Source organism: Enterococcus sp. DIV0691 (assembly GCF_051711145.1).
Lineage (GTDB): Bacteria > Bacillota > Bacilli > Lactobacillales > Enterococcaceae > Enterococcus_B > Enterococcus_B hirae.
Genome location: NZ_JBIOLY010000001.1, coordinates 418,066 through 437,805, shown reverse-complemented (window position 1 = coordinate 437,805; position 19,740 = coordinate 418,066). Strand labels below are relative to the sequence as shown.

Here is a 19,740-nt window from a genome sequence, read left to right as displayed (position 1 = left end):
ATCATTTTTGAGAGATCGTGACAGAGGTACCTAAACCTAAGTACGCAAAATAAACCAAAGAATCCAAAAAATAGATTTCCCTATTTTTGAAGTTCTTTGGTTTATTTTTTGTTTATATTCTCAGCATTTCTTACACGGGTATTGCAAGAAAAGCGTATTTATTCCCTAAAAGTAATTTTTGATTCTTGTATAGCTATAGACTGTACGCATTTATACTATTTGATTCGACTGTTTTTCCAGTCATCTCTTCAAAATCTTTTTTCATGATCTCCCAAGAAGTTTTGATATCCTCATCTAAGCCGAATAATCCGCTACGCCCAATAATATAAATATCTGGATTGGCTTGATCAATTCGCTTAAATGATTGACGGTTAGACGAACCATCCATTTCGATCAAATAATGATATCCTTTTTCTTGCCGTAATTGTCGTAATGCGGTGATTTTATCTAATGTACTTTCGATAAATCGTTGACCAGCAAATCCTGGATCAACTGTCATGATCGTTACTTTATCAACTAATTCGATATAAGGAAAAATCGTTTCAATTGGTGTTTCAGGGTTTAAGACTACTCCAGCTTTTAAGCCAGCATCATGGATTTGATCAATTAAACGAAAAGCTAAACCATCAAGTAATTCAGCATGCATACAAATCCACTCACATTTTTGTTGGATTAGTTGATTTACCCAAAAACTTTGATCGCTGACCATTAAATGAGCAGACATAGGTAATTGACTGATTTTACGTACTTCATCGATGAACCATGGCGATAATGTAATGTTCGGAACGTAATGGCCGTCCATGATATCGATATGGTAAGAATCAACATGTTCATTCAAAAATTCGATTTGTTCTTTGAATTTATCTAAATCCATCGTCATTAAGGATGGTGAAAAAGCTACTTTGCTCATTGAAAAAACTCCTTTATTCTATAATTTATCTACACTATAGCGACACCTTTTAACTAATTTGCTTTATCGCTTAAAAGATTTGAATGTCATCTAAACGAATGTCTTCCTCTTCTTTTTCTGGGACTGTTGTGACTTCCTCACCAACATCTTTCTTAATGATGGCTAAAACAACCGCTGTCACGATCACATTGACTAAAATGGCGATAACGCCTGCCCAAGGACGTGACATCGTTGGGATCATTAAAACGCCTCCAAAAGGAACCGTTGCATCTGCACCTAAGATCATAGTAGTCGCACCACCAGCAAAGCCCCCGATTGCAGTTGCTACAACCCCACGAACAATATCATTCATCACTAGCGGGATGACCCCTTCAACGATATTGATCACACCCATAGGAACTGCTGACTTTAAGGTTTCCACTTCAACCTTTGTATAAATGTTTTTGCGGAAAAGTTTAGCTATGAAATAAGCCAAGCCAAAACCGATTGGTGTAGCGGTATTCACAAGTTGTAAAGCTGTAATAGGACCGTTCACGCCTTCTGCTTGCATCGTTAACACAAAAGCAAAAACTGTCTTGTTGATTGGTCCACCATAGTCAACACCACTTAGTAAACCGATCACTCCCCCAAAGATCAACAAGGAAGAGTTTCCTAATCCATCCAAGAAGTTCGTTAGTAAAGAAGTGAATGCTGCGACTGGAGCTCCAATCACATAGACCATCACTAATCCACCAATAAATGAAGCAACAAAAGGAATAATCAATGTTGGCATCAAGCCTTTTGCCCAATTTGGCACTTTGAAATATTTTAAAATTGCTAAAACAAGATAACCAGCTAGATAACCACCTAATATTCCACCAATAAACCCTGCACCGATCGCATTAGCTGTTAAACCAATAATAAAGCCAGGAGCAATACCAGGTTTTCCAGCAATCGAGTAAGAAATCCCCGTAGCAATCACGACTGGTAATAAGCCTAAACCAGCACCACCCATCGTTGCTAAGGCATCAAAAAATGAAAATTCGCCTTGCACCAAAGTTCCTTGGCTCGTTCCACCAAATGCCATCCCAATCGCAATCAGAAATCCCGCACCACACACAATGGGAATTAAATAAGAGATGGCAGTTAACAAATGCCCTTTCAGATTCAGCTTCTTTATCTTTTCCATCAGTCTTCCTCCTTATTTTTATGAAATACTTTGCTGTACTAACACTTCTTGCGCTTTTTCAATCAATTTATTGGGTGATTTCACCGCAATCTCAGTTGGTACTTGGATGATTCTTTTCCCTTCAAAGCGTTCTCGACCACTGATTTTCACGTCAACTGCTAAGATTACCAAATCTGCTTCCTTGATTTGTTCGGGCGTTAATTCATTTTCGATCCCGATGGTTCCTTGAGTTTCTACGTGCATCTCATGTCCTGCTTTTTTTGCCGCATTTTCTAGTTTCTCTTGGGCAATATAGGTGTGGGCAATCCCCACGGTACAAGCTGCTACTCCAACGATTTTCATCTTTTTATCCTCCTTTGATTTTTAGCTGAATGCTGCGACCACTTCATCTGCATCTTTTGCTTGGATCAATTGCTCGATTACTTCATCATTACCTAGTTTCCTAGCAAATAGTGAAAGTAACTTCAAGTGTTCTTGTGCCCCTTCGTTATCATCCCCCACTGCAAATAAAATAATTCCTTTGACTCCCTTACCATCTAATGATTCCCAAGGGATTTCATTTTCTGTAACACCGATTGCTACACCAATTCTATCTACATAAGGACTTTTCCCATGAGGAATGGCAATATAATTGCCGATCCCAGTTTGTCCTTCTTCTTCTCGTGCATAGATATCTGCCATGAAGCCATCTACATCTGTAATATAATGATTTTGCAATAACATCGTTGCCAATTCTTTGAGTACTTCATCTTTCGTTTCCCCCACTAAATTGGTCTTAATATTATTTGGATCAATGATTTTTGCTACTTCTACCATCAAATTTCACTCCTATTCTTTACTGTTTTACGACTTCCATGGCTTTCTCAATCAACTTATTTGGTGATTTGATCGCAATTTCAGTCGGTACTTGGATGATCCGCTTTCCTTCAAACCGTTCTCGACCACTGATTTTTACATCTACTGCTAAGATCACCAAATCTGCTTCTTTGATTTGTGCAGGCGTTAGTTCATTCTCGATCCCGATGGTTCCTTGGGTTTCTACGTGTATCTCATGCCCTGCTTTTTTAGCTGCATTTTCTAATTTTTCTTGAGCAATGTAGGTGTGGGCAATCCCCACGGTACAAGCTGCTACTCCAATGATTTTCATTTGTCATTTCTCCTTTCGTTTCCATCGATTGTTTCCAGTCTTTTTCCTTCTTTTAAAGTTTCGATTACTTGTTCATCTGCTAGTAGGCGCATGAAGTTTGCTATTTGACGCTTGGTTTCGATTTTTTCTTGCGGTGCCAGAAATACCGCAAGAATCAACTCGACTTGTTGGATTGCTGGGTTCCAGTGCGCAATTCTTTGTTCTAATGGCAAAATAATGACTTTTGTTGCTTTGACTAATTGATTTTCAATATGAGGTAGAAGTACCCCTTCATCAATTTGAATATCTCCAGTTTCCTCGCGTTCCAACAACGCTTGTACGATTTGTTCTTTTTTTATTCCCATTTCTGAATCGACTTGCTGTGCTAGCCATTCATAGACTTCATTTCGTGAATGGAATACTGTGGGAGGAACATATTCGAGCCAATCATCTTTCATTGTATATTTCCTCAATCTTTCGTTGGATTCTTAACTGATCATCTGCTGTTAACATGCCGCTAACAAGTAATGTACGTGCAGGCAGCGGATCTTTGATTCCAATGGTTGTTAAAATCAATTCAATTCCGGGATTTTTTTCTAATGCTGATTGGTAATTCTTGGTGGCAATCACATCAACGACCGCCAGTTCAGGAAACTTCTTATTGATTTTTGCTCTTAATAATTCTGAAGTACCGATCCCTGTAGTACACATGATCAGTGTTTGAATCGGTAGTTGCTGTGTTTCCAACATTCGTGCAAAATATAATGTGATAAAACCGATTTCATCTTGATTGATCAAAGGTAGCTGATACTTTTTGCTAACATCTTTAGAAACGACTGATACATTTTTATAAATCTCTTCATAGGTCAATTGAATTTGTTCTAACAATCCGTTTTTGACATGGATATGATTTTTTAACCGATTGAGCATTGGTTTGATGTGATTGGCTAGATCAACAAAAATCGCTTCATTCGCCACCTTGAGATTGATTTTGTCGCCCACCTCTTTCAGGTAATAAGAGGTAATTTCTGATACTTTATCTGGAAAAACCTGTTTCTTTTGCGTTGTTTTTTCCATCCGTGAGGATACTAGATATTGATACAAATAATAGACTTCGTTCATCGGTAAGCGAGTAACGAGATAACGTTCCACGTTTTGGATCACGATCATCGCCATCTCATAAATTGGACTTTCGTGGTCTAACGATTGAAGTTGCTCGGTAGATAACTCGATTTCTTTGATTTGGTAATTCGTCTTTCTGGAACGGCTGATCATGATGTACAGATGTGAAAAAATATTGACGTTATAAGGATAAGGGATTCCACCGCCTAATGTTTTTTCAATCAATTTCAATTGTTCTGATACAAACAACACATCGTAACGATTAAAATTCAGCTCTTTTGTGCGATTGATTTCATCAATATCAAGAATATTCATCCGCCAGATGACTTCGGCGATCCCTCGCCGAATATTTGTTTCTGATCCTTGGATCGCAAGCGTGCGATTTTTACGGATCAGTTCAAGATCAAACTTTTTTATTTTCTTAGCAATCTGCTTTTCATCATTGGCAATAGCAGAATCACCAACATAATAATCTCTGAACAGCTCAGTGATTTTAAGTGCTTTAGGTGAAACCATTAGCAATTCTTCCATTACTCGATCTTGACGTTCAGCAGGCGATAGCTCTACAGAGGGTTTATTCAGTTCATTGGTTTGTTCGATAAACTTCCCATAATCTAATTTGTACCCCCGACCTTTTTCGGCTAGGATCAAGTGACCGTTAGGAAATTCAAGATTGATTTTCTTTATCAAACGGTAAATTGTTTTGGTCGAAGTTTCTAATAGAATGGCTAGTTCTTCTGAAGTCATATAATCTTTTTGTTTTGATAACAAAAGGATCAACTTATTTTCTCGATTCATCTGACTAGTCATGTTTCATCCCCCCTGTGTATCTTTATCATAAGACACATTATTTATTTTGTTTCACTGGACTTTGTCCATTGCAACAGACATTTTGTATGCGTTTTCTTTAAATTCATTATCCGTTACTTACTTTTTACGAAAGCGTAAGAAAGATTTTGTTTATTATAGTCTTTTTTAACTTATTATGGGAAAAAATTACTCATTTTCAAACAATCCCAGGAACTCATAAGAATTTTAACAAAAAAAGAGAGTCTAGGACGTTTTCCTAGACTCTCTAATAAATAATGAATGGTGTACAAAATTACTTAGTGACTACTGTTGTGCTACCTTCTACTTCTTTATAGTACCTTTAATTTTCACGTCCATTCGTTTTTATCTCTTGGATCGTTGGTTCCACACCAGAATCAAACTTTCGCAATAAGTAAATTTTTCTGATATTCAAGACTAATGTTTTAATGACAGCATACACCGGAATACAAATCAACATTCCTAGAATCCCTGCGACACTGCCAGCACCGATCAACACTAAGATAATCGTTAATGGATGCATATTCATGTTTTTTCCAAATAACAACGGTTTGATTACATTTCCATCTAATTGTTGGATAACAAGGATCGAAAGCGCCATGTATAATGCTTGGAATGGCGAAACAAATAGACCAACGATCACTGCCGGGACAGCACCAATAAAAGGTCCCACATATGGAATAATATTGGTGATACCACAAAATACAGCTAACAATAAACTATATGGTTGTTTAAAGATGGTCATAGCAATAAAACTCATGATACCAATGATAACCGCATCAACGATCGTACTACTGATATATGCCGATAACGTCTCATTTAGTTCTTTGACCGTTTGACGTACTTCACCTCGAATCCCTTGTGGAAAGAATTTTGCTAAAGCATCGATAAATTTGTGTCCGTCTTTAAACATGAATAATAGAATAAAAGGCACGGTAAACAGTAAAACAAAAAACTGCATCATAAATGAAAAAACTTTAGAGACACTGCTGGATAAGCTTACCAATACAATATTGAACAAATTACTCAACGAAAGATTAGCCGAAGCTAATTGTTCTTCAATATTGAAATTTTTGATTTCCTCACGCTGTGCCAATTCATTGAGCCATTTACTTGTCTCTTCCGCATACATCGGCAAACTTTTAGTCAACTGGATCGTCTGTTCTGCCAATTGAGGAATTACATTCATTATCGCTAAAACCGCTAGTACGACTAGAACAACTAGCGTTAATATGTATCCATAAACCCTTGGGATTTTTCGTTTTTCCAAAAAAACAACGACCGGATCAAACATATAATAGAAAAATCCAGCAACCAACAATGGCAATAAAATCGCTGATAACATTTTTAACACTGGACTAAAGACATTTGGCATCTGTAAAATAAAATATACCCCAATGATCGTTAGTACCAACTCGACAGTCCAAAATAATAATTTTGAATTTTTAAACTTTTCTTGCATACCTCTCCTCCAACTCTTGATACTTTCATTTTATCATTTTATTAGAATTAAAGCGCTCTTTTCTGATAAACAGCTACAAAAATATTCTTTCTTTTTCTAATTACTAGTAGCTAATTTTCAAATTTAAGAAACTTCTAAGCTTAATGACTGAAATCAATATCTAAACAAATGCAAATAAATCAAAAAAAGACACCAAAAAACGCTCATTGGCTAAAATAGGAAATACTCTCTTAGCGAATGAGCGTTTTTTCTTTTGTAACCGACTCTTCATAAAACCAATGTGTGAAAAGCCTTATATTACCAACTGAAAGGAATTGTTTCATTGTGCCACACTAACTAAATGAAGCTTCATGATATTTTTATGGACAGATAACTCTTCAATGACATCTGCATACGTCATGTCCTTTGGTAAGTCAATTGTATAAATATTTTTATATACCCGATAATCCTCCACGAAATCCACGTCAAAATTTACGTCTTCAATGATAATTCCTCGTTGTTCAAAATACTCGGTCAAGAAATCTTTGGTTTCTTTCCGATGAATATATTGGATTTCTAGTTTTTTGGTCGTTGGTACGTGGATAATTTTTTTGACAACCGTTAATGCAATCACGATCCCGATAAAACTAATGATCGCAATCCAATAAAATCCCATACCAATGGCGATTCCTAGTCCAGCAATCGCCCACAGGGAAGCAGCTGTGGTTAGCCCGGTGACTGATTGTTTCGTCACAATGATCGTGCCAGCTCCTAAAAACCCAACGCCACTAACGACTTGTGCAATCAAACGTGCTTCATCTGAGCGAATCGTACCAACTAGTTCTGGGTATTCTAACGCATCACGTAACGCTTTACTTGCAATTTCCACTTGGATCAACGCAATGATACAAGCACCCATACATACTAAAATATGCGTCCGCATCCCTGCTGGACGATTTTTATATTGCCGTTCAAATCCAATCGCCCCGCCAAAGATCAATGCAATCCCTAGTCGTAAGATGATTTCTGGGACCGATAAGATCATCTCATCCATATAAATCCCCTCCAAACCAATATAGCATGTTTCGCAACTTCAAACAAAGCAAATCCCCCCATTGCTTTGTGCGACAGATTAAAAATCTTATTCGATCAAAAAAGGGAGCTGAAAACGAGCAGCCCCCCAAAATTTTTATTTATTCTTATAGTTTGCTTCCTGCTGCATCATCAATAATCACGATCACGTTGTCGTGTTCTTGTAAAGCACTTGCTGGCAAATCAGTGGTCATTGGTCCTTGAATCATTCTTTTGATTGCATCTGCTTTGTTTTCACCATAAGCAAGTAAGACAATCTCTTTTCCTTTTAAGATCGAACCAATCCCCATTGAGACAGCTTTTGTTGGAACATCTTCTGCCTTTTCAAAGAATCGTTTATTCGCATTAATCGTTGATTCTGTTAAGTCCACTACTGAAGTTGTGCCATCAAATGGTGCACCAGGTTCATTAAATCCGATATGTCCATTTTGACCAATTCCTAGAATTTGGATATCGATTGGATGTTGTTCAAGGATTTCATCGTATTCTTGACAAGCCGCTTCAAGATCAGCAGCTTTTCCATCTGGTACATATGATTCTTTAAATGGTTTTTTATCAAACAATTGGCTATTCATAAAATGACGGTAACTTTGATCATCTGAACCGCCTAGTCCAACGTACTCGTCTAAGTTTACAGAAGTCATGTCACTGAAATCCAGATCGCTTGAAGTCATTTCTTTGTATAAAGTAATTGGCGTACTACCTGTTGCAAGACCTAATACTTTTGCCCCATTTTCCATGCCTTTTTTAATAATTTCAAAAGCTTTTTTTCCGCCCTCTTCAGCATTTTTCACTCGAATGATTTCCATAACGACTACTCCTTTGTTTTTGGTATAGCCCAATTATAGCACGACTTGTCTTTTTTTACAATATTAGTATAGACCAAAACCGACGATTTTCGTTTTCTTGACAATCTTGTCCCTCGCATGTTAGGTTGCATAAGATAACCTATCGCATGTCCTTTAAACTGATACTTTTAGTATACGTTTTTTATAATTAAAACATTAAAGACCAAGAAATTTAGAAAACAATTGCTACTTCTCATTAACTGAGAAACGATTTTCTAAAAGACGAGCAACTTATTTAAAAATTTTAACTGACATGTTCTCCTAGATTCGTTCGATCATGTCGAATGATCCTATAGTATGTTGAACAACTTCAGATCAGCTTTTTTATTTGTTTTGCTTTCTTCTATTAGTCTTCTTAACATGCATAACATTATTAGAAAGGAACAGAACATGAGTCTTTTAACATTAACAAATATCACGCAACAATTTGGAGATAAAATCTTATATGAAAATGTACAACTCCAAGTCAATGCTGGAGAACATCTAGGATTGATCGGACAAAATGGAGCTGGCAAAAGTACGTTGATCAAGATCATCACAGGAGAAATTCTACCAGACGATGGACAAGTCCATTGGCAAAAAAATATCCATAGAGGCTATTTAGATCAATATGTAGCGGTGGATGAAACATTAACCATCGAAGAATTTTTAAAAACAGCCTATTCTGATGAATTTAAAAAAGAAGCATTGATTACCCAACTTTATCAAGAATATAGCGAAACAATGGAAGAGGCATTACTCGAAAAAGCGGGAAAGCTTCAAACAGAATTAGACCAAGGAGTATTCTATCAAATTGATACCTTAGTCGCTGAGATGAGTAGTGGTCTAGGCATTGATGTTTTAGGATTGTCCACTCCTCTAAAAAAACTGAGTGGCGGACAGCGTTCTAAAGTGATTTTGGCAAAATTACTCTTAGAAAATCCCGATGTTCTGATCTTAGATGAACCAACCAATCACTTAGATGACCAACATATCCAATGGCTTACTCAATTTTTACAATCATTCGAGGGCGCTTATATCGTGATTTCTCATGACCAAGAATTTTTAGATAAAATCACAACCCATATCGCTGACATAGAATTTGGTAAAATCACCAAATATACGGGGCACTTAAAACAAGCATTACGACAAAAAGAACAAAACCGTGAAAGTTATCTACGCCAATTCCATGCCCAACAAAAGCACATCGAAAAAACCGAAGCTTATATCCGAAAATATAAAGCTGGTTCTCGCTCTACCATGGCAAAAAGTCGCCAAAAACAATTAGATAAAATTGAGCGATTGACTCCGCCTGCCTCAACAGCTAAGCCAATCTTTGATTTTCCTTATTCTCCGATCGTAACGACATTGGCTGTTGAAACGACCGATTTAGTTATTGGGTATGACCGACCTTTGCTTTCGCCGATCAACCTAACCATCCGCTTTGGTGAAAAAGTGGCGATTCGTGGATTTAATGGTATTGGTAAATCCACACTTTTGAAAACCTTGATTGGTGAAATCGAACAACTAGCCGGCGAATATCACTTTCCCGACAACACAGCGATCAATTATTTCTCACAAGATCTCATTTGGGAAAAACCTTTAGAAACACCCTTACAATATCTAGGCGCACAGTTTCCTAAAGCAACCGTTAAAGAATTAAGAAGACAACTAGCCAAATCTGGTTTAGTCAATCAACTAGCTAGTGAACCACTTTCTACTCTTAGCGGTGGTGAACAAACCAAAGTAAAATTGGCACAACTCACGATGAACCAAGGAAACTTATTAATTCTTGATGAACCAACGAATCATATCGATCATGAAACAAAAGATAGCTTACAAACCGGTATCAAGCATTTTCCTGGGACGGTAATCATCGTCTCTCATGAACAAGAATTTTACCAGGATTTAGTCGATCGAGTCATTGAAATCGAGGGATAAAATTGACTAAATTCTCTAAAAATAGATTATGTACAGCCTTTAACACCAGCCTGTCTCCTCTACACAAGAACCCTTGTGTGGATGGGGCTATTGCTGTTTCGCTCATCGTTTTTTACAATCTTTTCTTTTTTCTTAAGTGTTCAGGTAAACATCGCCCCAATTTAGAACCGTAAAAAAAAACGGTAGTCTTATTAAGTGTCTATTGTATCTTCATTCGCCAAAGTTCGAAGATGGTTACTTTTTTCTACATGGTCAATTATTAGCAAAACCAACGTCGTAAAAGCGGTGAGTAATCTAACTTTCTCTAAAATGGAAATTACTACTTTGCCCGTTATCTCCTACTAAATAAACATCCCTATCACTTCCACCACTTCAATCCATGTCAACAAATCGCATTGTTCAATTTTTTCAATATTTCTTGTGGTGTAATCAACCGATCTTAATTTGTGTGTAGCTACTTCACCCACTATTTTCTGCGAGTCTTTTATTTCAATATATGTTGCAAAGTTCCTCTTTGTAGAAGTGATAGGACAAACTAAGCAAAAACCTGTACGCTCATTAAACTCGTCTCTACTAACTACTAACGCAGGTCTACGCTTTCTTATCTCTTTACCTTTAGAAGGGTCAAAGTCGATCCAAATAATATCCTTTTGTTTTGGATATTTCCTCTAGTATTCCTCGCCTTCAAGTTTCATGCTATCCCATTCGGATTCTTCGGCTGTAATCGATTCTTTAAAACCTTCCCAAGCCTTTTCGTTTTTAAAAATATCTTCTTTCTTAGGTTTCAATATATACGCTTCTCCTACTTTCAAAATAGTAAATATTTCTCCCACTTTTGGAGATATATCCTTCGGGAAAATTGTTCCCACAGAATTACCTATTTTTCTTGCTACTGTTTCCATATCTTTCATCTCCAATCCTTTTGCTAAATTAAGTTAAACTCAGTTTAACGAAATTATCAAAACATATCTTTTAAGTGAATAGATTTTTATGGAAACAACTCATTTTCATATGAAAATGTTATACAAATTAAATATAAAAATTTCTAAGTAGTCTACTGAATATTTTTTTGGATCTTTCATAATATAACTGGTACTAAACAAAGTGATTTTATACTATTGAACGTATCCATATTATTTTTTCGTTGGAAGTTGCACGAAATTTTCTAATAACTGCGGTTGATCACGAAATCAGTTATAGAAACTCCCAAATAAAATAGGATAGAAGTATATTAAAAAAGTAAGCGAAGGAATCGAAAAACGACTTTCGAATCCTTCAGCTTACTTTTCAAGTTGGACACTTCTATCATGACCGCTTTTGAAAAATGATGTATTGACAAATATAGGCACATAATTGAAAGGCTAAACCAGTAAGTGTCACACCGAGCCAACCAAATTGTTGCCACATCGTTGTGCCTAGTAATGAACCAGTAGCACCACCAATAAAATACATAAACATAAACACTGTATTATTCCGATTACTTGCTGCTTCGCCTAGTCCTTGTACTCGTGTCTGATTTGCCACTTGCCCAAATTGATTCCCGACATCTAACAGAATAATTGCCACTAACAAAACGACTAAATGACTCCCTGCAACTAATAAAGCAACAAAACTGAGCGTTTGCATCGCAAGTCCCATTCCGACAATCTTTCTCTCGGAATAAGAATCAGACAACCGGCCAACAATCGGTGCAGCTACTGCTCCTGATAGTCCAAAAATCGCCAAAATTCCTGCTTCAAATGTTCCCCAATGGTACACCGGACTACTGATATAAAAAATCAATGTTGACCAAAAAATCGAAAAAGTTCCAAACATAAAAAAGCCACTAATAGACGCTTCTCTCAATAAGCGTTGTGTTTTCACTAAATAAGGTAAACTTTTTAAGGAATCAAGATACGATACAGATGAAGTTGTTTTTATTTGCGTTCTTGGCATTTTCCAATACAATAATCCGGTCAAGATAGCCACTAACACTAAAGCAAAAAGATAAATCATCCGCCAAGAAAAGAGGCTTGCTACAATGCCCGAAACCGTCCGTGAAAGTAAGATCCCCACTAATAAACCGCTTAACAAGGTCCCCATCACTTTTCCTCTAGCCTTGGGCCCTGCCAATACTGCTCCATAGGGAATAATGATTTGGGGCACGATCGATAATAAGCCGATCAAAAAAGAAGCACACGCAAATAACGTAAATGACGGTGCAAAAAAGGCCGCTAATAATGAAATCGCAGAGAGTGCAGCCATTCGGATAATCAGCTTCGGACGATCGACTACATCCCCTAATGGCACCAAAAACAACAAACCTAACGCATAACCAAGTTGAGTCAACATCGTCAAAATACCAATTGCACTTGTGCTAACCGATAAACTGGCTGCCACTTTCGTACCAATCGGTTGGATATAATACATATTCGCTACTACCACGCCACAAGTAATTGATAAGAGCAAAATCAGTGAAGAAGTTAACGTCGTTTTTTCATTTTTATCCATTTATTTCCCTCATTTCCTTTATTAGTTTACAACTTCTTAGAAAGATTGGGAATAGGAAAGTTCAGTGTTTTACTACTTTATGAAACATAAGTTATCGTGAAATTAAAATAAAAATGAATCTTAAAAGTATAGAACGAAATCAAAGGGATATTTCTTTTAATCATTGATAATATCAATTATTTTACATGTCGTTTTCTACGATCCTTGTAAATAATTACCACTAGAAGTGTCAAAATAAGGACACTAGCTACTAACAACAAAGCCATCTTACTATAGCCATGAAATAACGCTTCGCCTCCACAAGCATAAAGAATCGAGGAAGGAATCACGCCAATCACGATTGATAAAATGATGTCACGAATTTGTAGATTTAACGTCATCGCTGCAAAGTTGATAACGGAAGAAGGGATCACAGGAACCATGTACCCCACCATTACGCCAATTTTGGGATGTTTCATATTGCGGATCGCAGTTACCCAGCGATTGGATTTTTTTGAATGATCAAACAGCTTTAAATGTTGCATTAAAAAAATCGATAACATATTCCCAAAAGCATTACCAGAGACATTGATTAAAGTTCCTAGCAACGGACCATAGCTTAAACCTACCAATACACCGATGACAGAAGTAGGGATACCTGGAACAGCACACATCACGCTGATCAGTAATATCAAAAAGAGCGCTGTCCGAAAGCCATGTGATCGAATCTGATCCAGTAATGCTTGTCGACTGGTCTTGGGATCCAAAAACATTTGGATATCCGTCTGATACTCCAAATATAAACGATAACCAATAAATAGAATCAAAAGGAGTCCAATAATGATTAAGAAAACACGTAGTTTTTTTGTTTTCATTTTTTCACCTGCCTAAAATAATCCATCTTCTATTAGAGTATCACAAAAATAACTATGAGTCTTTTTTATTCATTTTACGCTTTTTATCACATTGGTAATTATTCAGAAGTATGAGAAAAAGAGTCTGGGGAATCACTTTAAAAACGGGTAAACGGTATTCAAAGAGCTGCCCTTAGGCGATAAGTCAAAAAATCTCAAAACATGGGCAGCTGTTTCAAAAAATTCTTTCTTATTATCATTGGAGCTACCCGATGCTTTCACAACTTCATTTTCGCGGTATTCCAAATTCTATCAGAAAATAAGCCGAAGAACACCAAAAATAGGGGATGCTATTTTTGGATTCTCCGGCTTATTTCTCAGAGCTAGACACTTCTGTCACAGTCTCTTCTGTTCATTTATTTTCCTTTTTTATGTGTTTGAAAAAGTCTTTTTTTTATCGTTAATCTGGCAAAGAAAATAGCCAAAAGGATTCCTAAGATAATTAGATAGGGTATGAATGTAAGTGTTATTTCTTCTAACCCAAAATGATCGAATATTTTTTTTAATAAATAATCACTCAAAAAAACGAGGAAAAGCACACGAAACGTTCCCCAAGCTTTAGCATTTGGTAGCATCTCAACCATACCGACAACAACAATAGGTACTCTAAAATAAATTTCATTGAGAGTAAATGAGTGATGCCCTTTCAAAATGAATTCTACACTTCCTATTAAAATAAACAATACAAGAAATACACCTATTATATATCTGGAATCGAACTTTTTCATCATTACACCTTACTTACATTGTTTTATATTCTGTTCCAATAAAAACAGTCTGCGAATCATTCCACATTTCCCGAACGTATAATCCAATCCAACCGTTCCCATTTGTATCTAGTGCTGCTCTCCAGTTCTTAATCTATCATGATATCTGGCGGGCTATGAGTTGGCAATATGCTGAAAAATAAACGACAATGGTCTTTCTCGGCTTCAATTACAATGATAACATACGCAAAAGAACGAAATAATAGATATTTAAGACTTCGAGACCGCTAAAACAACCTCTCATTCCTGCCTCACTATCATCCCACTCCTAAAAAATGAGCTTTTTCTTTCGGAAAATCTTTAATGTTGGAATAAAAAATAACACCTAATCATTAGCTGATTAAGTACTATTACCAAATATCTAAGTACAAAATATCTAATGCGTGTTTACCGTCTTCTGAAAGATTATAGTTCTCATCAAAGGATTGAAGGATATGAAAATCTTCAATTTTATCGTAAATCTGCACAACTTCATCATCCGTATAATTACGATCTTGAATAATGACGTTTAATTTAGTTTTCAAAAACTGGATGTCTGCAGGGCTTAGCATTTTATAAAGTTCCATCTTTTACTCCTTATTTCTTTTTTAGAGACATTGGATAGACTGTCATCCTTCAAACATTATCAATCACATAAATTATAGAGCTATAATCATAACCACCCTTCAAAAGGGTGGTTTGCACTAGGGCTATAAGCCCTTTACACCGGCCAGCGCCTAAAGACGCTGGCTTTCTCATTTCATGTTCAAGCCATATTGCCTTTGCCACTTTTGCTCACCTTTAAAAAGGTGGTTGTATTACTCTTTAACCCTTGAAAGGGTCTTCATATTCTCGTACGCTCAATTTATCTAGTGCTATATCATGTTTCTCTTGTTCTTGAATGTATTTTCTTATGGTCGCTTCATTCAGTCCCACTGTACTTACATAATAGCCTTCTGCCCAAAAATGTCGATTCCCAAACTTATATTTTAAATTCGCATGTTTGTCAAAAATCATTAACGCACTTTTTCCTTTTAGATAGCCCATAAAACTGGATACACTCATTTTTGGTGGAATACTCAATAACAGATGAACGTGATCTGGCATCATATGTCCTTCTAATATTTCTACCCCCTTATATTTGCATAACCGTTTAATAATCTCTTGAATGCTTGCTCGATATTGATTATAGATGATTTTTCTTCTATACTTTGGTGTGAATACAATGTGGTATTTACATAGCCACTTTGTATGGGCTAAACTATTTGCTTTATTAGCCAATTTCTATCCCTTCCTTTCGTTATCAATATGACCTGAACAATCATATTTTAACGATATGAAGGGCTTTTTGGTAGAACCATTTATTCCCCACCCGCATAGCAGGTGGTTTTATGTTTCACTCGCTTTGCGAGTGAAACTAGGTCTAAAGACAATAATAAAAAAGCATTGAAACCCTATTGTATCAAGGGTCTCAATGCCTACTAATTTCGAAAAATTATTTAACAGTTACAGATGCGCCAACTTCTTCAAGTTTAGCTTTTAATTCTTCAGCTTCTTCTTTAGATACGCCTTCTTTAACTGGTGCAGGAGCTCCGTCAACTACAGCTTTAGCTTCTTTCAAGCCTAAGCCAGTTGCTTCACGAACTGCTTTGATAACTTTAACTTTTTGGTCTCCAGCTGCAGTTAATTCTACAGTGAATTCTGTTTGTTCTTCAGCAGCAGCAGCGCCACCAGCAGCAACTGCAGCTACAGGAGCAGCAGCAGATACGCCAAATTCTTCTTCAATAGCTTTAACTAAGTCGTTAAGTTCTAGGATAGTTGCTTCTTTTAACTCAGCAACAATGTTTTCAATGTTCATTGCCATTATAATTTCCTCCGTTTTAGATGTTCGTATTTTTATTTATGCTATGCGGCTATTAAGCTGCATCTCCATCTTCTTTGTCTGCCACTGCTTTGACAGCGTAAGCCACGTTGCGGACTGGCGCTTGTAGTACAGATAGCAACATAGATAGAAGTCCTTCGCGGTTTGGCAATTTTGCCAATGCTGTGATTTCTTCCAATGAAGATACTTTACCTTCGATGATACCGCCTTTGATTTCTAATGCTTTTGCTTCTTTAGCAAATTCGTCCATGATTTTCGCTGGTGCTACAACGTCTTCGTTACTAAATGCAACGGCTGTAGGTCCAGTGAATACTTCGTCTAAGCCTTCTAATCCAGCTTTTTTAGCGGCACGTGAAAGGATTGAGTTTTTGATAACTTTCATTTCTACGTTTGCATCACGAAGTTGTTTACGTAAACGAGTCACTTCATCAACAGTTAAACCACGGTAGTCAACTACGACTACAGAAGCTGCTGCTGTAAATTTTTCGCTCACTTCATCAACGATTGCTGCTTTTTTTGCGATAATTGCTTCACTCATTTTTGAGTTTCACCTCCTGAATTTTGATGGAAGAGTTTTTACACTTGATCATTGACCAAGTATTGTTCATCATCTACTCACTTCGTTCTTAGTGATTCACAATAAAAAAACTCTATGCCACCGTAGACATAGAGGGACTATTGAAAGTATTCAATAAACGTCCTCGGTAGGAAATTAAGGCTACGCCACCTACTGTCTTCGGTACAAGTTAATTATTAACCTCAACTAGCTTAGCATGCTAAACTAGTTGAGTCAAGAATTATTTTTCAGTTGGATCAATCAACGTTCTAATTCAAGAATTAGAAAGAAGCTTGGTCTACATGGATACCAGGTCCAAATGTTGTTGTAACTGTGATATTTTTCATGTATTGACCTTTAGCTGCTGATGGTTTAGCTTTCACTAATACATCATGGATTGTTGCAAAGTTTTCAACTAATTTTTCATTGTCGAATGATACTTTACCGATTGGTACATGGATGTTTCCAGCTTTGTCTACGCGGTAAGTAACTTTACCAGCTTTTACTTCGTTAACAGCTTTTGTTACGTCCATTGTTACAGTACCTGTTTTAGGGTTTGGCATTAAGCCTTTAGGTCCTAAAACACGTCCTAGACGACCAACAGTTGCCATCATATCAGGTGTAGCAACAACTACGTCAAAGTCAAACCATCCGTTTTGGATTTTTTGAACCATGTCGTCGTCACCAACGAAATCTGCACCAGCTGCTTCAGCTTCTTTTGCTTTGTCTCCTTTAGCAAAAACTAAAACAGTTTGTGTTTTACCAGTTCCGTTTGGTAATACTACAGCACCACGAATTTGTTGGTCTGCTTTTTTAGGGTCTACGTTCAAACGGTATGCAACTTCAACAGTCGCGTCAAATTTTGCAATGTTTGTTTCTTTTGCTAAAGCTACAGCCTCGGCAACAGGATAAACTTTACTTGAATCAACTTTTTTTAATGCGTCTTGCATTTTTTTGCTCTTTTTAGCCATTTTGGTTCCTCCTTGATTGTGGTTATAACGGTTGTACCTCCCACGTGTTCTATATCTTTCAATACAGAGCCAACTGAGAAGCTACTTTCTTAGGGTGTAGCGATTATTCTACAGTGATCCCCATGCTTCGTGCAGTTCCTTCAACCATGCGCATAGCTGCTTCGATATCAGCTGCGTTTAGGTCTTCCATTTTTAATTCAGCGATTTCTTTTACTTGATCGCTAGAAACTTTAGCAACTTTAGTTTTGTTTGGTTCGCCTGAACCTTTATCGATTTTTGCAGCTTTTTTCAATAATACTGCAGCTGGTGGTGTTTTTGTAACGAATGTGAATGAACGGTCTTCGTATACAGAAATAACAACCGGAATGATTAAACCTGCTTGATCAGCTGTACGAGCGTTGAATTCTTTAGTGAATCCCATGATATTGATACCCGCTTGACCTAGTGCAGGACCTACTGGTGGAGCTGGAGTTGCTTTACCTGCAGGAATTTGCAATTTAACGATTTTTTCTACTTTCTTTGCCACGAGACATACCTCCTTAAGTCCGTGATGTGGTTAATTGGAGATGCATATTTCTCCTCCCACGTTTTCACTCATAATCCTTCGATTATCAGTCAAAATAATGCATATGACAATGCACACTGATACAGTATAGCAAATATATTCTTTTTTTCAAGATTTTTTTCTGATAAATGTTTAATTTATTGCTTGAACCTCTAAAAAAAAACTAAAAATCAACAGGAAGTCCACCTCATCTTCCTTCTTTTGTGATACACTTACGCTGAAAAGAAAACAAGCGAAAATACATAAGGTATCACTACCGCTCACTCATTAGTAATTTAGAAATTTCTGCTTTCTTCTATTTAAAAATATAAAAATATTGTTCGATATATTTTCATAGCTATCATTGATGCGTTTCCTAGATTAATGCACGCTTGTGAAATATTTATTTAATTTAACTAATGTAGTTTATGGTTCAAAAATGATGAGGAAACGAGTAAGTGAGCTATACACAGTTCACTTACTTTTGCTGGGGTGTTTATCTATTTTAAAGAGGTGGAAAAATGAAAGAATTAAGATATCGTAGTGTTTTTGACATTATTGGTCCAGTCATGATCGGTCCAAGCAGCTCTCACACTGCTGGAGCTGCTCGAATCGGCAAAATCGTCCGTAGTATTTTTGGGGAACAACCAGATTCTGTGGATATCTATCTTTATGAATCATTTGCAAAAACCTATCGGGGACACGGAACAGACATCGCCTTAGTTGGTGGTTTGTTAGGCATGGAACCAGATGATGAGCGTCTGGCAGATTCACTGCAGTTAGCTTATGAAGCAGGAATGGAAGTTCTCTTTGTGCCTAAGGGTGAAAAAGCAGAGCATCCTAACTCCGTTAAACTATTGTTGAAAAAAGGAAAACGGAAACTTTCAGTCACTGGTATCTCGATTGGTGGCGGAAATATCCAAATCTCGGAATTAAACGGCTTCAAAATCTCATTAAGCATGGGAACACCGACCTTTATCATCGTTCATCAAGATGTACCTGGGATGATTGCTAAAGTAACGAATATCCTTTCAGAAACAAATACAAATATCGGTACAATGACTGTTACACGAGAATCAAAGGGTGAAAATGCCATTATGATTATCGAAGTAGATGATCCACAAGTAGATGACACTATAAGTAAACTGACGCAATTACCGAAGATCGACAGCGTTAATTATTTTGATTAAAGGAGGAAGAAAG

General features: G+C 36.7%; 23 protein-coding genes and 1 other annotated feature. Of the genes, 2 read left to right on the top strand and 21 right to left on the bottom strand.

Annotated features, from left to right (window positions below):
* Nucleotides 1-193 precede the first annotated feature (193 nt).
* The 10 genes from alsE to nagB all read right to left on the bottom strand — a co-directional run bounded on the left by alsE (nucleotide 194) and on the right by nagB (nucleotide 8,496).
* Nucleotides 194-910: a D-allulose 6-phosphate 3-epimerase gene (gene alsE, locus IGJ11_RS02010; protein ID WP_010720078.1), complete on the bottom strand. Its 717-nt coding sequence runs from the start codon at nucleotides 908-910 to the stop codon at nucleotides 194-196.
* Between the two features lie 70 nt (nucleotides 911-980).
* Entirely contained in the window at nucleotides 981-2,078 is a 1,098-nt protein-coding gene (locus IGJ11_RS02005; protein WP_010720079.1) for a PTS fructose transporter subunit IIC, read from the bottom strand.
* Nucleotides 2,079-2,096: 18 nt separating this feature from the next.
* Entirely contained in the window at nucleotides 2,097-2,420 is a 324-nt protein-coding gene (locus IGJ11_RS02000; RefSeq protein ID WP_010720080.1) for a PTS fructose transporter subunit IIB, read from the bottom strand.
* 21 nt (nucleotides 2,421-2,441) lie between these two features.
* Nucleotides 2,442-2,894 (bottom strand): PTS sugar transporter subunit IIA, encoded by a 453-nt coding sequence (locus IGJ11_RS01995; protein ID WP_207432760.1) that lies wholly within the window; start codon nucleotides 2,892-2,894, stop codon nucleotides 2,442-2,444.
* Nucleotides 2,895-2,913: 19 nt separating this feature from the next.
* Entirely contained in the window at nucleotides 2,914-3,225 is a 312-nt protein-coding gene (locus IGJ11_RS01990) for a PTS fructose transporter subunit IIB (protein WP_010720082.1), read from the bottom strand.
* Nucleotides 3,222-3,662 carry a PTS sugar transporter subunit IIA gene (locus IGJ11_RS01985; RefSeq protein WP_178286838.1) on the bottom strand — a complete coding sequence of 147 codons (441 nt, stop codon included), beginning with the start codon at nucleotides 3,660-3,662 and terminating at the stop codon, nucleotides 3,222-3,224. The genes IGJ11_RS01990 and IGJ11_RS01985 overlap by 4 nt, the downstream gene beginning before the upstream one ends.
* Nucleotides 3,652-5,136, bottom strand: a complete 1,485-nt coding sequence (locus IGJ11_RS01980) for a BglG family transcription antiterminator (protein WP_010720084.1) — start codon at nucleotides 5,134-5,136, stop codon at nucleotides 3,652-3,654. The genes IGJ11_RS01985 and IGJ11_RS01980 overlap by 11 nt, the downstream gene beginning before the upstream one ends.
* A gap of 340 nt (nucleotides 5,137-5,476) precedes the next feature.
* The gene (locus IGJ11_RS01975; protein WP_034699501.1) at nucleotides 5,477-6,616 is read right to left on the bottom strand and encodes an AI-2E family transporter; all 1,140 of its coding nucleotides are present in this window, start codon (nucleotides 6,614-6,616) and stop codon (nucleotides 5,477-5,479) included.
* 319 nt (nucleotides 6,617-6,935) lie between these two features.
* Nucleotides 6,936-7,649, bottom strand: coding sequence for an MgtC/SapB family protein (locus tag IGJ11_RS01970; RefSeq protein WP_010720086.1), 714 nt, complete (start codon nucleotides 7,647-7,649; stop codon nucleotides 6,936-6,938).
* A 145-nt stretch (nucleotides 7,650-7,794) separates the two neighbouring features.
* Nucleotides 7,795-8,496, bottom strand: a complete 702-nt coding sequence (gene nagB / locus IGJ11_RS01965) for a glucosamine-6-phosphate deaminase (RefSeq protein ID WP_438772268.1) — start codon at nucleotides 8,494-8,496, stop codon at nucleotides 7,795-7,797.
* Nucleotides 8,497-8,925: 429 nt separating this feature from the next.
* On the opposite strand from nagB, the gene IGJ11_RS01960 reads away from it, so the two are divergent.
* Nucleotides 8,926-10,455 (top strand): ABC-F family ATP-binding cassette domain-containing protein, encoded by a 1,530-nt coding sequence (locus IGJ11_RS01960; RefSeq protein ID WP_053765776.1) that lies wholly within the window; start codon nucleotides 8,926-8,928, stop codon nucleotides 10,453-10,455.
* Between the two features lie 341 nt (nucleotides 10,456-10,796).
* Here the strand turns inward: IGJ11_RS01960 and IGJ11_RS01955 are convergent, their stop codons facing one another.
* The 11 genes from IGJ11_RS01955 to rplK all read right to left on the bottom strand — a co-directional run bounded on the left by IGJ11_RS01955 (nucleotide 10,797) and on the right by rplK (nucleotide 18,519).
* Nucleotides 10,797-11,099, bottom strand: a complete 303-nt coding sequence (locus IGJ11_RS01955; RefSeq protein WP_207433142.1) for a type II toxin-antitoxin system PemK/MazF family toxin — start codon at nucleotides 11,097-11,099, stop codon at nucleotides 10,797-10,799.
* A 24-nt stretch (nucleotides 11,100-11,123) separates the two neighbouring features.
* The gene (locus tag IGJ11_RS01950) at nucleotides 11,124-11,357 is read right to left on the bottom strand and encodes an AbrB/MazE/SpoVT family DNA-binding domain-containing protein (protein ID WP_207432757.1); all 234 of its coding nucleotides are present in this window, start codon (nucleotides 11,355-11,357) and stop codon (nucleotides 11,124-11,126) included.
* A gap of 403 nt (nucleotides 11,358-11,760) precedes the next feature.
* Nucleotides 11,761-12,945, bottom strand: a complete 1,185-nt coding sequence (locus tag IGJ11_RS01945) for an MFS transporter (RefSeq protein WP_053765777.1) — start codon at nucleotides 12,943-12,945, stop codon at nucleotides 11,761-11,763.
* 176 nt (nucleotides 12,946-13,121) lie between these two features.
* Entirely contained in the window at nucleotides 13,122-13,799 is a 678-nt protein-coding gene (locus tag IGJ11_RS01940) for a TVP38/TMEM64 family protein (protein ID WP_207432753.1), read from the bottom strand.
* 395 nt (nucleotides 13,800-14,194) lie between these two features.
* Nucleotides 14,195-14,566 (bottom strand): hypothetical protein, encoded by a 372-nt coding sequence (locus IGJ11_RS01935; RefSeq protein ID WP_242697192.1) that lies wholly within the window; start codon nucleotides 14,564-14,566, stop codon nucleotides 14,195-14,197.
* A gap of 389 nt (nucleotides 14,567-14,955) precedes the next feature.
* On the bottom strand, nucleotides 14,956-15,171 hold the full coding sequence (locus IGJ11_RS01930; protein WP_081127692.1) for a Spo0E family sporulation regulatory protein-aspartic acid phosphatase: 216 nt from the start codon (nucleotides 15,169-15,171) through the stop codon (nucleotides 14,956-14,958).
* 238 nt (nucleotides 15,172-15,409) lie between these two features.
* Nucleotides 15,410-15,865 (bottom strand): IS200/IS605 family transposase, encoded by a 456-nt coding sequence (gene tnpA / locus IGJ11_RS01925; protein WP_251850107.1) that lies wholly within the window; start codon nucleotides 15,863-15,865, stop codon nucleotides 15,410-15,412.
* Nucleotides 15,866-16,079: 214 nt separating this feature from the next.
* On the bottom strand, nucleotides 16,080-16,448 hold the full coding sequence (gene rplL / locus IGJ11_RS01920) for a 50S ribosomal protein L7/L12 (protein WP_010720148.1): 369 nt from the start codon (nucleotides 16,446-16,448) through the stop codon (nucleotides 16,080-16,082).
* Nucleotides 16,449-16,500: 52 nt separating this feature from the next.
* Nucleotides 16,501-17,004 (bottom strand): 50S ribosomal protein L10, encoded by a 504-nt coding sequence (rplJ, locus tag IGJ11_RS01915; RefSeq protein WP_010720149.1) that lies wholly within the window; start codon nucleotides 17,002-17,004, stop codon nucleotides 16,501-16,503.
* Nucleotides 17,005-17,098: 94 nt separating this feature from the next.
* Nucleotides 17,099-17,224: a sequence feature (ribosomal protein L10 leader region), on the bottom strand.
* 79 nt (nucleotides 17,225-17,303) lie between these two features.
* Nucleotides 17,304-17,993, bottom strand: a complete 690-nt coding sequence (rplA, locus tag IGJ11_RS01910) for a 50S ribosomal protein L1 (protein ID WP_010720150.1) — start codon at nucleotides 17,991-17,993, stop codon at nucleotides 17,304-17,306.
* 103 nt (nucleotides 17,994-18,096) lie between these two features.
* On the bottom strand, nucleotides 18,097-18,519 hold the full coding sequence (gene rplK, locus IGJ11_RS01905; protein ID WP_010720151.1) for a 50S ribosomal protein L11: 423 nt from the start codon (nucleotides 18,517-18,519) through the stop codon (nucleotides 18,097-18,099).
* 539 nt (nucleotides 18,520-19,058) lie between these two features.
* Here rplK and sdaAB point away from each other — a divergent pair.
* Nucleotides 19,059-19,727: an L-serine ammonia-lyase, iron-sulfur-dependent subunit beta gene (sdaAB, locus tag IGJ11_RS01900; RefSeq protein WP_010720152.1), complete on the top strand. Its 669-nt coding sequence runs from the start codon at nucleotides 19,059-19,061 to the stop codon at nucleotides 19,725-19,727.
* Nucleotides 19,728-19,740: the final 13 nt, after the last annotated feature.